Annotated in this window: 11 protein-coding genes; 5 read left to right on the top strand and 6 right to left on the bottom strand. The window is 59.0% G+C overall.

Translation table 11 applies throughout. The features are described 5' to 3' along the window. Window positions 1-134 precede the first annotated feature (134 nt). From A6R74_RS14630 to A6R74_RS14615, 4 genes are read left to right on the top strand one after another with little or no spacing between them, the layout of a single operon-like run. Window positions 135-1,937, top strand: coding sequence for an IlvD/Edd family dehydratase (locus A6R74_RS14630; protein ID WP_064235217.1), 1,803 nt, complete (start codon window positions 135-137; stop codon window positions 1,935-1,937). A gap of 16 nt (window positions 1,938-1,953) precedes the next feature. Further along, complete coding sequence (locus tag A6R74_RS14625) at window positions 1,954-2,898, top strand: DMT family transporter (RefSeq protein ID WP_064235216.1); 945 nt, start codon at window positions 1,954-1,956, stop codon at window positions 2,896-2,898. 31 nt (window positions 2,899-2,929) lie between these two features. Then, window positions 2,930-3,700, top strand: a complete 771-nt coding sequence (locus A6R74_RS14620) for a FadR/GntR family transcriptional regulator (protein ID WP_064235215.1) — start codon at window positions 2,930-2,932, stop codon at window positions 3,698-3,700. 35 nt (window positions 3,701-3,735) lie between these two features. Next, window positions 3,736-4,674, top strand: coding sequence for a Gfo/Idh/MocA family protein (locus A6R74_RS14615; RefSeq protein ID WP_064235214.1), 939 nt, complete (start codon window positions 3,736-3,738; stop codon window positions 4,672-4,674). Window positions 4,675-4,693: 19 nt separating this feature from the next. Here A6R74_RS14615 and A6R74_RS14610 read toward each other — a convergent pair whose 3' ends face one another. The 5 genes from A6R74_RS14610 to A6R74_RS14590 all read right to left on the bottom strand — a co-directional run bounded on the left by A6R74_RS14610 (window position 4,694) and on the right by A6R74_RS14590 (window position 10,366). Next, complete coding sequence (locus tag A6R74_RS14610; protein WP_064235213.1) at window positions 4,694-6,268, bottom strand: aldehyde dehydrogenase (NADP(+)); 1,575 nt, start codon at window positions 6,266-6,268, stop codon at window positions 4,694-4,696. A 46-nt stretch (window positions 6,269-6,314) separates the two neighbouring features. Further along, window positions 6,315-7,301, bottom strand: coding sequence for an AraD1 family protein (gene araD1, locus A6R74_RS14605; RefSeq protein ID WP_064235212.1), 987 nt, complete (start codon window positions 7,299-7,301; stop codon window positions 6,315-6,317). Window positions 7,302-7,345: 44 nt separating this feature from the next. Next, the gene (locus A6R74_RS14600; RefSeq protein ID WP_064235211.1) at window positions 7,346-8,647 is read right to left on the bottom strand and encodes a TRAP transporter large permease; all 1,302 of its coding nucleotides are present in this window, start codon (window positions 8,645-8,647) and stop codon (window positions 7,346-7,348) included. Continuing rightward, window positions 8,647-9,258: a TRAP transporter small permease subunit gene (locus tag A6R74_RS14595; protein ID WP_064235210.1), complete on the bottom strand. Its 612-nt coding sequence runs from the start codon at window positions 9,256-9,258 to the stop codon at window positions 8,647-8,649. The genes A6R74_RS14600 and A6R74_RS14595 overlap by 1 nt, the downstream gene beginning before the upstream one ends. A gap of 88 nt (window positions 9,259-9,346) precedes the next feature. Further along, window positions 9,347-10,366, bottom strand: coding sequence for a TRAP transporter substrate-binding protein (locus A6R74_RS14590; protein WP_064235209.1), 1,020 nt, complete (start codon window positions 10,364-10,366; stop codon window positions 9,347-9,349). A gap of 260 nt (window positions 10,367-10,626) precedes the next feature. Here A6R74_RS14590 and A6R74_RS14585 point away from each other — a divergent pair, with 260 nt between their 5' ends. Continuing rightward, a complete protein-coding gene (locus tag A6R74_RS14585; protein WP_064235208.1) occupies window positions 10,627-12,372 on the top strand; it encodes an IlvD/Edd family dehydratase in 1,746 nt (581 codons plus the stop codon). Here the strand turns inward: A6R74_RS14585 and A6R74_RS14580 are convergent. Further along, on the bottom strand, window positions 12,369-13,310 hold the full coding sequence (locus tag A6R74_RS14580) for a LysR substrate-binding domain-containing protein (RefSeq protein ID WP_064235207.1): 942 nt from the start codon (window positions 13,308-13,310) through the stop codon (window positions 12,369-12,371). The genes A6R74_RS14585 and A6R74_RS14580 overlap by 4 nt on opposite strands. Window positions 13,311-13,437 lie beyond the last annotated feature (127 nt).

The raw sequence follows: 13,437 nt of genomic DNA, 5'->3' as shown, positions 1-13,437 counted from the left end.
AGAAAGCGTACCTTCATGGCGACTCTCCCCTATAGTTAAGGGAGCTTACTTAATCGATTATGTTGGTGGGGCGGTTGAGTGCCTAAAGCGCGCCGACTGACTTTTTATATTTACTTTAGGCGTGGAGAGACACCATGGCCAATTTTCAACGTATAACGCCTGAACAATTGCGTTCACGCTACTGGTTCGATAACCCCGACCACCCCGGTACTACGGCGCTGTGCATCGAGCGCTATCTGAATTACGGGATTACTCTGGATGAGCTGACCAGCGGTAAGCCGATTATTGGTATTTGTCAGTCAGGTTCTGACTTAACCCCGTGTAACCGTCATCACATTGACTTGGTCAAACGGGTAAAAGACGGTATTCGCGCGGCGGGCGGGGTGCCGTTTGAATTCCCCATGCACCCTATTCACGAAAATGTGCGGCGGCCCACCGCTGCGCTGGATCGTAATCTTGCTTACTTAGGCATCGTGGAAGTGCTGCATGGCTACCCGCTAGACGGTGTGGTGTTAACGACTGGCTGCGATAAAACCACGCCCGCGGCGCTAATGGCGGCGGCAACGGTGAATATCCCGGCGATTGTGCTTTCCGGCGGGCCGATGCTCAACGGCTGGCGCGGAGCCGAGCGAGTAGGTTCGGGGACGATTATCTGGGAGCTGCGCAAGCGCTTGGCGGCGGGGGATATCGACTACGCAGAGTTTCTCTCACGCGCCAGTGACTCGGCACCCTCGATTGGCCACTGCAACACCATGGGCACTGCTTCCACCATGAACTCTATGGCGGAAGTGCTGGGCATGAGCCTGCCCGGCTCGGCGGTGATTCCCGCGCCCTACAAAGAGCGCGCCATGGTGGCTTACGACACCGGCACGCGAATTGTCGATATGGTCTGGGAAGACTTGCGCCCGCTGGATATTCTGACCCGGGAAGCGTTTGAAAACGCCATTGTGGCCTGCTCGGCCTTGGGCGGTTCATCCAACGCGCCGGTACATATCAATGCGATTGCCCGCCATGCGGGGATTCCGCTTGATAACGATGACTGGCAGCGCCTGGGCCATAAGATTCCTCTACTGGCCAACGTGATGCCTGCCGGTGCTTTCCTGTGCGAAGAGTTTTACCGCGCCGGGGGTGTTCCCGCGATCCTCCATGAGCTACACACCGCCGGTAAGCTGCACGGCGACGCGCTGACGGTGAATGGTCGCTCCATAGGCGACAACCTTCTTGGCCGCGAAACCCAGGATGTCGATGTGATTTGCCGCTACAACGACCCCTTGGTGGATCATGCGGGTTTCCTCAATCTCAAGGGCAATCTATTCGACTCGGCGCTGATGAAGACCAGCGTGATTTCGCGAGATTTCCGCGAACGCTTCCTCAATGACCCCAACGACCCCGAGGCCTTCGAAGGCAAAGTCGTGGTGTTTGATGGCTCCGAGGATTACCACGCCCGTATTGACGACCCGGCGCTCAATATCGACGCGCGCACTATTTTGGTCATGCGTGGCGCGGGTCCCGTCGGCCACCCTGGCGGTGCGGAAGTGGTCAATATGCAGCCGCCGGAAGCGCTGATCAAACAGGGTATCGAGTCACTGCCGTGCCTGGGAGACGGCCGCCAATCGGGCACATCCGGCTCGCCGTCGATTCTTAATGCCTCCCCAGAAGCCGCTACCGGCGGTGGCTTGGCGCTGTTGGAAAGCGGCGACCGACTGCGGGTCGATCTCAACCGCGGCGAAGTACAACTGCTGATCGACCCCAGCGAACTGGCAGCGCGCCGCGAGCGCTTGGCCCAGCAAGGCGGCTACCGCTACCCTGGCCACCAGACGCCCTGGCAGGAGATTCAGCGCAGCATGGTCGAGCCGCTGGATCGCGGTATGACGCTAGAACCCGCCACCAAATATCGCGATGTGGCCCGCCAGCATCCGCCCAGGGATAATCACTGAGGGGGCGAGCACTTAGATGAGTCTATTGAGTAACTTGTCCCATCGTCAGCAGGGTCTGCTACTGACGGGCGGTGGAGCGCTGATCATGGCGCCAGATGCCCTGCTGATCAAGGTCGCCGACCTGCCCGATGCCGAGATATTGATGTGGCGTGGCTTTCTTTCGGGCTTAGGTTTTCTACTGATCGCCATGCTGCGCTATGGCCGTGGCACGCTGGCGGCCTACCGTCGCTGTGGCTGGACAGGGATCGCCGTGGCGCTGCTGTTCAGCCTCACCACCTGTGGCTTCGTGCTGGGCAACCAGTACACGAAAGCGGGCAACGTGCTGATGATACTGGCCAGTTCGCCGCTTATCGCTGCCGTGCTCTCCTGGATCATCCTCAAGGAGCGTCTGCCCAGGCGCACTTGGCTGGCGATAGTGCTGTGTATGGCGGGTGTCGCCATGATTGCCCTCGATGATGCGGGCGCAGTTTCTTGGGTCGGCAACGCTTTCGCCTTGATGGCGGCAACGACCCTAGCGATTAACTTCACCCTTTGTCGCACACGCCCAGGGGTGGATATGAGCCCCATGCTGGTATTCAACGGCCTTGTTGTGGGTAGCACTGCGGGGCTGTTTTGGCTGGCGGGTAGCGAACCGAGCCTGCCCGCAGCTAACCAACTTGCCGTGGTGATCCTGCTCTGTCTGATTATTGTGCCCTGCGGCGTGACGCTGCTGCAGCGTGGACCGCTCTATCTCCCGTCCGCTGAAGTAGGTTTGCTGATACTGCTGGAAGTGGTGATAGGCACGCTGCTGGCCTGGTGGATTCTGGCCGAACAGCCAGCGCCAATGGCTATGGTTGGCGGCGTTCTGGTGCTGGGAACACTGGGTGCTAAAGGCCTCTATGAACGGCGGTTGGAACTGAAGCAGCGGGCGGGGCTGGATGCTACGCCGTCGATAACAGTCGACCGGTCAAGTACGGTATGATTGACAGGAATCGAAATAGGGTCTTATCGCAGTGACGTCATCTCCCAGTAAGCCAGCCGCTCGCCCCAGTATTGCCGAATATCTCGCCGAGGAGATCTTTGGTGGGCGCTATCACCCCGGTGACTTAGTGCCCCGGGAAATGGATCTATGCGAACGCTTTGCGATCAATCGCTCAGCGGTGCGCAGCGATCTTCGCCAACTGGTCGATGCGGGGATTATTGAGCGGATTTCCGGTCATGGTTCCAAGGTGCGGGAATACTCAGAGTGGCATATTCTCGATGCCCAGGTGACCGACTGGTTAACCCGCTACGCAGCGCCCAACCCAGACATTCAGCGTGAAATCCTCGCCTTCCGCCTGGACGTTGAACCCTATGTGGCGATGACCGCCGCCAAGCGCGCCAAAGCGCGTGATTTGGTTGCTATAGAAGAGGCCTTTGAAGGGCTGGGGCAGAATCTGCGCAATGCCACCTGTGAAGAGGAACGACGGCTGCACAGCGAGTGCGATGTCGCCTTTCATGAAGCCATTTTTAAGGCGACCCACAATATCGTCTGGGCGCAGCTATCGCATATCCTGCGACCTTCCATCTACATGCTGATCTCCATGTCCAACGAGAACGCCCCGGATCCTGAAGAGAGCCTGGAGCGCCACCGTCAACTGATGGAAAGCATCCGGCTGCGCCGCCCCCGGGAGGCCTTTCTAGCGTCCCAAGCGGTGTTGGCAGGCACTGCCGCGGCGTTGGGGCTTGAGCACAGCTTTAGCTCATTAGGGCGCAGCGTTGAGCTACCCCACACCGCTCCCTAAGTTCTTTTTTCAATGGCAAAAACAAAGGCAAACATATGTCTGATTCCAACTCTGGCTTTACACTCGGCCTGGTGGGCGTGGGCAAAATTGTCCGCGACCAGCACCTCCCGGCGATAGCCGCTACCCCAAACTGCCAACTGATCGCCACGGCGGATCCTTATGCGTCGCTACCTGATGTGCCGGGTTACCAAGGTCTGGAAGCGATGCTTGATGCTCATCCAGATATCGACGCCGTCGCTATCTGCACGCCAACCCACCTGCGCTACTCCCAGGCGCGGGCAGCGCTTCTGCGCGGCAAGCACGTGCTGCTGGAAAAGCCGCCAGGGGCGACGCTAAGCGAAGTGGAGGACTTGATTGCCTGCGCTAAGCAGCAAGGCGTCAGCCTGTTTGCCGCCTGGCACTCGCGGTTTGCCCCCGGCGTGGCTCACGCACAGCAGTGGTTGAGTGAGCGTCAAGTGCAGCGGGTGGAGATCGTGTGGAAGGAGGATGTGCGGGTATGGCATCCAGGTCAGGCGTGGATCTGGCAGCCCGGTGGCATGGGCGTATTTGATCCGGGTATTAACGCGCTGTCGATTGCCACCGCTATTTTACCGCAGCCATTTTTCCTGCAAAAAGCACGGCTGCAGGTACCCAGTAACGCGCAAACCCCCATTGCAGCGGAACTCTCTTTCACCGACCCGGAAGGTGCGACGATTGAGGCTGATTTTGACTTTCGTCAACCCGGCCCACCTACCTGGGATATGCATATCGACAGCGATGGAAGCCGCCTGAGCCTTACCCAGGGCGGCTGTCGTTTAGTGATTGACGATGCCGTTGTCATCGACGCTGAAGAGCGCGAGTATCAAGGTCTCTACGCGCGTTTTGGCGAGTTGATCGCAAACAAACGCAGCGAGGTGGATGTTGCCCCGCTGCGCCAAGTCGCCGATGCGTTTTTATACGGTCATCGTGAAACCACCGACGCCTTTATCGAGTAACGTCTCAAGTGACGCTCGTTTATTCACGCTTGCCATCGACCAAACGGGATACCCCATAGGGGTTACCGTCGAGAATCGCTTCGGGCAGTAATCCTTCCGGCAGCGCCTGGTAGCACACCGGGCGCAGGAAGCGGAAAATCGCCGCGCTGCCCACGGAGGTCGTGCGGGAGTCCGACGTCGCCGGATAAGGCCCGCCATGCACCATGGCGTGGCACACTTCTACACCGGTTGGCCAGCCGTTAGCCAGGATCCGCCCCGCCTTGCGCTCCAGGGTGGGCAGCAGTTGCTTGGCGGTCGCCAGGTCGCCGTCATCCATCTGTAGCGTAATGGTGAGCTGACCTTCGAGCTGGGCGGCGACCTTCGCCACTTCCTGGGTGTCAGCACAGGCAATCACCAATGAAGTCGAACCAAACACCTCTTCCTGGAGGGCGGGTTCGTTGAGAAACGCTTCGGCCTGGGTAATGAACAGCCCCGCTTGGCAAGGGTTCGCCGTCTCGCCTGCCTGGCCACGAGCCACTTCGGTGACCTTGGCGTGGTTGGCGAGTCGATCAACGCCCTGCTGGTAGGCGTCGTGAATGCCCGGTGTGAGCATGGTTTGGGCGGCGCTGCCTTTGACCCCTTCACCGGCCGCTTCAACAAAGGCGTCCAGCTCTGGGCCCTGAACCGCAATCACCAGCCCTGGGTTGGTACAGAACTGCCCGGCGCCCATATTGAGCGAGCCAACAAAGCCTTCGGCGATAGCTTTGCCGCGCGCTTTGAGCGCTTCCGGCAGCAGGAACACCGGGTTGATGGAGCTCATCTCAGCGTAAACCGGGATCGGCTGCGGCCGCGCTTGGGCGGTGGCCATTAGCGCCGTGCCGCCGCCGCGTGAACCGGTAAAGCCCACTGCCTGGATGCGCGGATCGGCGACCAGCGCCTGGCCGATCTCTTTGCCCGAACCAAACAGCAGTGAGAAAACGCCTTCAGGCAGGTTGCACTTGGCAACGGCGCGTTGAATCGCACGACCCACCAGCTCGGAAGTACCGGGGTGAGCAGAGTGGCCCTTGACCACGACCGGGCAACCCGCGGCCAGCGCCGAAGCGGTATCGCCACCGGCCACACTAAAGGCCAGCGGGAAGTTGCTGGCGCCAAATACCGCTACCGGGCCCAGGCCGATATGCCGCTGGCGCAGATCGACGCGCGGCATCGGTTCACGATCAGGCAGGGCGGGGTCGATGCGCACATCGAGCCACTCGCCTGCCCGAACCACATTGGCGAACAAGCGTAGCTGACCGCAGGTGCGGCCACGTTCGCCCTGTAGGCGAGCTTCGGGGAGGCCGGTTTCGGCAACCCCTCGCTCGGTTAGCTCTTCGCCGATGGCCTCGATCTCGCTAGCGATGGTTTCCAGGAACACGGCCCGGTCTTCAAGCGAGGTTTCGCGGTAAGTGGCGTACGCTGCTTCGGCAAGTTCACACGCTTGCTCGACTTCCGCTTTGCCGCCGCCGGGGTAGACGGGAGCCAATGTCTCGCCAGTGGCGGGATTGACGGCTTGAATGTCCGCCTGTTTACCGCTGATGGCCTGCTGGCCAATAAGTAGTTTGCCTTCCAGAGTCATACAACCTCCTGTGGGTGGTAAAAGTTCAGGTGTAAAAATGCGGGTGTTAAAGCGCTTTCACGCTGATGGCCGGGGCGTCTGCTTCCACCCTTAGCGGGTTGCGCAGAGCGCGGCCAAATTCATGGATGTTGATCTCAAAGCGATCGCCTTCGCGCACCTTGATGCCGTCGGCAAAGCTCAGTGTTGCGGTGCCGAAAAAGTGCACATGCACATCGCCGGGGCGGCGGAACCCTTCGTATTTAAAGTGGTGATACTCCAGGTTAGCCAGGCTATGGGCCATATTGGCCTCGCCGGTTAAAAAAGGTTTTTCCCAGACTGTTTCGCCACTGCGCTGGATGCGGCTGGTGCCTTCCAGATGGGCTGGCAGTTCGCCGATCAACAGTTCGGGCCCAAAGCTGCAGGCGCGTAGCTTGGAGTGGGCCAGCCACAGGTAGTTGAAGCGCTCGGTGACGTGGTCAGAGAACTCGTTACCCAACGCGTAGCCGACTCGCCAGGGTTGGCCATCATTGCCAATCACGTAGAGCCCAGCCAGCTCGGGCTCCTCGCCCGCATCTTCGGCGAAGGCGGGGGAGGGGATCGCTGCTTCCGGCGCTACCACGCACTGGCCATCGCCCTTGTAGAACCACTCCGGCTGCGCGCCTAGTTGGCCTGCTTCGGGCTTGCCGCCTTCCACCCCTAGCTTGAACATGCGCATGGAGTCGGTCATGTCTTCTTCCGCAGCTTGAGCTTTCGCGTGCATCGCCGAGCGGGTATCGGCACTACCCAGGTGGGTAAGGCCAGTGCCGGTCACCAGGCAGTGCGCCGGGTTGCTATGCGTCAGCGGGGGTAACAGGCGCTTAGCGTCGACCAGCGCTTGGTAATCGAGATGGGTGTCGGTCAGCGCTTCCGTCACTATCTCGCTAAGTGGCTTACCGGCGCTAATCGCCCGGCTGGCCAACGTGTAGGTGTCACAGTCGAGCAGTTGGACCTGCTCTTCGCTCTCGACCAGGGCGGCGCGAACCTGGCCCTGGTGGTCACACTGAATCAGTCGCATGGCGACCTCCTTATGCAGAGTGTCAGTCAATAGTGTAGCGGTCATCATAGTGGCCAAATGGCCAGTTGCGGCCACATCAATAGCGCCGCAAGGACACACAGCTGAATGGCCATAAAGGGAAGCACGGAAAGATAGATATCCTTCAGGCTGATATCCGGCGGTGCCACGCTTTTAAGGTAGAAGGCGGCGGGCCCAAAGGGCGGTGAAAGAAACGATACCTGCATGTTCACGGCGAACAGAATACCGAACCAGATCGGGTCGAAGCCCAGCTGAATAACGATGGGCAGAAAGATCGGCAGGGCCAGCATGGCGATCCCGATCCAATCTAGGAATAGCCCCAGCACCAGCATGATCGCCATCATAACCAGAATGATCACAATCGGCGCGACGTCGAGTCCGAGAATCAAGCTCGACACAAAGCGGTTGCCGCCCATCAGGTTATAGACGCCCACCAGGGCGGCGGCGCCAATGCCGATCCAGATGATCATGCCGCAGGTATTTAAGGTCTGGCCCAGGCTATGGTGCAGCATGCCGGGGGTGAATTCGCCGCGCACAATGGTGGCGAGCAGTACGCCGAAGACGCCCATGGCCGCTGCTTCGGTGACCGAGGCGACACCGCCGTAGATAGTACCCAAGACTAAAAAGGCAATCAGTCCCGGCAGCAAAATGGCTTTGACCGCATCTAGCTTGGTGGCAAAGGGGTTATCTTGCGCATTTTTATCCAGCGGTGGCCCTAGTGCGGGGTTCCTCAGGCAGCGTACCAGCACATAGGCAATGTAGGAGCCCATCAAAATTACCGCTGGGGTAACGGCCGCGGCGAACAGGTCGGCAATAGATACGCTGGCGATCAGGCCGTAGATAATCAGCACGATAGAGGGCGGCATCATGGTGCCCAGGGCGCCACCGGCGCACACCACCCCAATGGAGAGGTATTTATCGTAGCCGAGGCGGAGCATTTGCGGCAGTGCCAGAATCCCTAGCAGGACGATCTCCCCGCCAATGATGCCTGAGAGGGCGGCCAGGAAGAACGCTACTACGATGGTCTGCACCGCTACACCACCTGGCAAGCGGCCAGCGAAAACGCGCATGGCGTTGAATAGATCCTTGGCGATGCCGGATCGATCCAACAGAGATGCCATCAACACAAACATGGGCACCGCCACCAGCGAATACTCGGTGATAAACCCATAGACACGGCTGGTGACCAGCGGCAGTGCCGCCTCACCGAACCAGCCGAAGGTGAAGGCCATGGCCACCAAGCCGGTGATAAACGCCAGCGGCAAACCGGTGACCAGCAGCGCGAAAATCGCCCCTACCATGAGGATCGTTGCGGTTGAAATATCCATCAGCGCGTCTCCTCGGTGCCGTTACGGGGCTTCGCCTTAATCGACTGCCATAAATGCAGTACGGCCTGCAGTGTCATCAGCGCCAAGGCAAACAGAATCATGCCCTTGACCATGGCGGGAAAGGGCGGATTCCAAGAGGTACCGGAGCGCTCCAGCGACCACTCGCCAAGCGGGTTATGCGACGCTCCCCAGAACATATGGAAAGCGGCATAACTCATCGACAAGCAAAAAATCAGCGTGAGCAGGTCGTTGAAGCGATCCATCCAGCACTTCAGTGTTGGCCCGGCGCTGTCGTAAAGCACCTTGACGCGAATATGGCTATTGCGTGCCATGGCCGCTGGGCCGCCAAGCACAAAGATAACCGCGATCAGAAACACCACGGTTTCGTGTACCCAGGAGGTCGGGTTATTGAAACCGTAGCGCATAAAGACCTCAACGACACTGATACCCATTGCCACCAGCACCAACCAGGAAACGGCCCGGCCGCCCCGTGCAATCAAGCGGTCTAAGGCATTGCGTTCAGGCGCTATCTCCTCAACCGTTTCGAGAATCTCGGGAAGGTCATGGGTGGGAGGAGAGCGGTATTGCTTGTCAGGAATTTTCTGAGACATGGCGCGACTCTACGCGCATCGCTCGGGGAGTCCCGAGCGATGCGTTGGTTAGGTTAATGAAGCCGAGTTGAGAGCAGAGAGCAAACAGTTAGAGCAGATTGCGCGAGCGCAAAAAGGCGGTCGCCGAGTCATAGATCTTCTGGGTCATCTCGTTTTCACCGGCCCACTCTTGCCACTCTTGCTCAGCTGCGGCGCGGAACTTACGGCGTTCCTCTGCAGGAAGGTCGAAGGGGTGAACGTCAGGGTCTTCCTGAAGCCGCTGCAGGGTCTCAATATCCTGCTCTTTGAGACGGGCAATCAGGTCATAGGCCATGCCGTCGAAGGCGATGTTTAGCGTCGACTGTAGCTCTTCGGGTAGGCCATCCCAGATGTCCTTATTGATCGATACGGCGATCATGGGCATGGAGTGAAAGCCTGGGTAGAGCGGGTAAGGGGCGAAGGCGTGTAGGCCCATGGCGTCGTTATTCGAGAGCACCGTGGAGTCCGCGGCGTCGATCACGCCTTTTTCCAGGCCGGTATACACTTCAGAACCCGGTAGGTTAACTGGCGTCGCGCCAATGCGCTCGAAAATGTTGTATACCATGCCTTGAGGAGCACGGATTTTTAGCCCTTCAAAGTCGGCGATGGATTCGATGGGCACCGTGGAGGGGACTGACTCCAACGGAAAGGTCGCTGCGCTGATCAAATGCGCACCATAAGGCTCAACCAATTCGTTGTAGAGCTCTTCACCGCCACCGTACTTCATGTATTCCAGGAAGTCGTAAGGATTCTGCCAGGCGCCGACAAGGTTGCCGAGCATGCCGAAAGCGGGATCCTGGCCGGAGAAGTAGCTGGGATCGGTCATATGGCCCTGCAGAATCCCTGCACTAACGGCGGTCAGCGTTTCGGTGGGGCCAACCACGGAGTTGATCGGCATAACCTCAATCTCGACGCGGCCATCGGTCATTGCCGTGATCTTCTCTGCCCACTCCTGTTTGATCTTAAAGCTGGGTTCGCCCGAGGTTTCTGACGCCTGAAATTTCCATTCGTATTCGGCCGCCTGAGCCGTCGAAAGGCCTAGCAGCAGGGCTGAGCCAGTGAGTAGCAAGCTGTATTTCGATTTGAGCATGGCACTAATCCTCAAGGTTCTTGTTTTGAAAATCGTTTTGAAAAGCGTTGTGGAGAACACGGTGGTTAACGCTGTGATGCAACGGGTAAATGACCCATGCGGGAGGGTAATGTTGAACATTAAGAGCAATTGTTCAACATATACTTTTGTATGGTCGACTAGCTGGGCGGGGTAGTTTAGTGTCTTGCGCATTCGACGCAGACATCACGCCTACCGCCAGATCGTCAGCAGTCTTCGACCTAAAACAAGGAGTTAACTTCATGGGCCAACGTCAACGTCCATTGCGCAGTGCTGAATGGTTCGGTACCGCCGATAAGAACGGTTTTATGTACCGCAGCTGGATGAAAAACCAAGGTATCCCCGACCATGAGTTCCAGGGCAAGCCGATCATCGGTATCTGCAATACCTGGTCGGAGCTAACCCCCTGCAATGCGCATTTCCGCAAGTTGGCGGAGCACGTGAAGCAGGGCGTGCTGGAGGCGGGCGGCTACCCGGTAGAGTTTCCGGTGTTCTCCAACGGTGAATCCAACCTGCGCCCCACGGCGATGTTTACCCGCAACCTGGCGAGCATGGACGTGGAAGAAGCCATTCGCGGCAACCCGATTGATGCGGTGGTGCTGCTGGTAGGCTGCGACAAAACCACCCCAGCGCTGCTGATGGGCGCGGCGAGCTGCGATATCCCCACCATCGTGGTGACCGGCGGGCCAATGCTCAACGGCAAGCACAAGGGCAAGGATATCGGTTCCGGCACCGTTGTGTGGAAGCTCTCCGAGCAGGTCAAGGCGGGGGAAATATCCCTCCACGACTTTATGGCCGCGGAAGCTGGCATGTCCCGCTCCGCGGGTACCTGCAACACCATGGGCACGGCGTCTACCATGGCCTGTATGGCCGAGTCGTTGGGCACCTCTCTGCCGCATAACGCCGCGATTCCGGCGGTGGATTCCCGCCGCTACGTACTGGCGCATCTTTCCGGCAACCGCATCGTTGAGATGGTCGACGAAGATCTGAGGCTCTCCAAAATCCTCACCAAGGAAGCCTTCGACAACGCCATTCGCACCAATGCGGCGATTGGCGGCTCCACTAACGCGGTGATTCACCTCAAGGCGATTGCCGGTCGCATTGGCGTTGATCTCACTTTGGATGACTGGAGTCGGGTAGGGCGCGGTACACCCACAGTGGTGGATCTGCAGCCCTCTGGGCGCTTTCTGATGGAAGAGTTCTACTACGCTGGTGGTCTACCTGCGGTGCTTAAACGCCTGGGCGAAGCCGACCGGCTGCCCTTCAAGGATGCCTTAACCGTCAACGGCAAAACACTTTGGGAGAACGTCAAGGACGCGCCGCTGTATAACGACGAGGTGATCCGGTCCCTGGATAATCCGCTCACCGCGGATGGTGGCATTTGCGTGGTGCGTGGCAACCTGGCCCCCAACGGCGCGGTGCTCAAGCCCTCGGCGGCGACCGCCGAACTGATGCAGCACCGCGGCCGCGCGGTGGTGTTTGAAGACTTTGACGACTATAAAGCGCGTATCAACGACCCGGATCTGGACGTGGAAGCCAACGATATTCTTGTCATGAAACACTGCGGCCCGCGGGGTTATCACGGCATGGCGGAAGTCGGCAATATGGGCCTGCCGCCCAAGATCCTCGCCCAGGGGATTACCGATATGGTGCGCATCTCTGATGCCCGCATGAGCGGCACAGCGTATGGCACCGTAGTGCTGCACGTGGCCCCGGAAGCCGCTGCGGGCGGCCCGCTGGCCGCGGTACGCAACGGCGACTGGATTGAACTCGACTGCGAAAGTGGTCGACTGCACCTGGAGATCAGCGACGAAGAGCTGGCCTCGCGGCTAGCCGAGAGCGACCCCACTGCCGCATCGACGCTGATCGCCAGCCAGGGTGGCTACCGCCAGCTGTATATCGAGCGCGTGCTGCAAGCCGATGAGGGCTGTGATTTTGACTTTCTGGTTGGCTGTCGGGGCTCTGATGTGCCGCGCCACTCGCATTAATTGGATTGACCAATAATCTCCCGCAGGGTGCTCATTAACGCGGCGGCACCCGGGGAGAGCCGCTGGTGGCGTAAGCTCACCAGCCCGTAGGGCTGAACGCTGAGCGTCTCGCTGAAGGGCAGCAGGTGAAAACGTTGCGGTGGGCAGAGCAGGTCAGCGGCTTCCCGGGTAGTTACCGTGATGGTATCGGATTTATCCACCAGCGCCAGTGAGAGCAGTAGATCGGCGGTATCGACGATCTGTCGCGGTGGCGTGACCTGATGGTGCAGAAACAGACTATCCACCCGCTGACGCATCAACGCGCCTGGGGGTTGTAGGGACCAAGGGTAGCCCGCCATATCAGCCAGACTCAGCGGTTGTTTACCGGCTAACGGATGACCCTGGCGGCATACGAAGCAGAGCTCTTCCTCACCAATTTCCTCAAATACGAAGCGCTCGGCATCGACGCCTGCAGGGATACGGGTTATCGCGAAATCCAGCTCGCCTTCGAGCAGGCGCGGTACCAACACCTTGCTGACATCCACATCCACACTGATCTTGAGCCCTGGCCGGTCACGGTGCACCCGCTCAATGGCACTGGTCAGTAGCGTGACCGCCGGAGCCATGACGGTGCCGACCGCTACCGTGCCTGCGCTGCCTTCGCCAAGGGCATTCAACTCCTCGCCGGTATGGCGTAGCGCGGAGAGCATGCTGTGGGCGTGGCGAATCATAATCTCGCCATACCAGTTGGGCGTTAGCCCGCGTGGGTGGCGATCAAACAGCCGAATACCCAGGTTGGCCTCGAGGTCACTGAGCAGCTTTGAGGCGGCGGGTTGGCTCATGTTGAGCTGATCCGCTGCACGGTGCAGATTGCGCTGCTCATCCAGCGCTAAAAAAAGCTGAAAATGGCGCAACTTTAGTCGCACGTCCAGAAACCAGTTCTCACCGAGAACGCCCATGGGATAAGCCTTGAGTTGTTATTGATACTTAGAAGTATATCGATAGTGATGCGTTTGTATATTGGTTGGTTATGCAAGACGTGGCTACTGTAGTGACTGAATCGGCCTTCCAATAACAACAACGATC

This window comes from Halomonas sp. ALS9, assembly GCF_001651035.1.
GTDB lineage: Bacteria > Pseudomonadota > Gammaproteobacteria > Pseudomonadales > Halomonadaceae > Vreelandella.
This window is presented reverse-complemented; position numbering and strand designations above follow the sequence as displayed.

Bases quoted from the DNA above. Each gene is read 5' to 3' on its own strand.
- A6R74_RS14625 (WP_064235216.1), top strand. From the start codon at position 1,954: ATGAGTCTATTGAGTAACTTGTCCCATCGTCAGCAGGGTCTGCTACTG.
- A6R74_RS14610 (WP_064235213.1), bottom strand. From the start codon at position 6,268: ATGACTCTGGAAGGCAAACTACTTATTGGCCAGCAGGCCATCAGCGGT.
- A6R74_RS14630 (WP_064235217.1), top strand. From the start codon at position 135: ATGGCCAATTTTCAACGTATAACGCCTGAACAATTGCGTTCACGCTAC.
- A6R74_RS14580 (WP_064235207.1), bottom strand. From the start codon at position 13,310: ATGGGCGTTCTCGGTGAGAACTGGTTTCTGGACGTGCGACTAAAGTTG.
- A6R74_RS14590 (WP_064235209.1), bottom strand. From the start codon at position 10,366: ATGCTCAAATCGAAATACAGCTTGCTACTCACTGGCTCAGCCCTGCTG.
- A6R74_RS14585 (WP_064235208.1), top strand. From the start codon at position 10,627: ATGGGCCAACGTCAACGTCCATTGCGCAGTGCTGAATGGTTCGGTACC.
- A6R74_RS14615 (WP_064235214.1), top strand. From the start codon at position 3,736: ATGTCTGATTCCAACTCTGGCTTTACACTCGGCCTGGTGGGCGTGGGC.
- araD1 (WP_064235212.1), bottom strand. From the start codon at position 7,301: ATGCGACTGATTCAGTGTGACCACCAGGGCCAGGTTCGCGCCGCCCTG.
- A6R74_RS14595 (WP_064235210.1), bottom strand. From the start codon at position 9,258: ATGTCTCAGAAAATTCCTGACAAGCAATACCGCTCTCCTCCCACCCAT.
- A6R74_RS14600 (WP_064235211.1), bottom strand. From the start codon at position 8,647: ATGGATATTTCAACCGCAACGATCCTCATGGTAGGGGCGATTTTCGCG.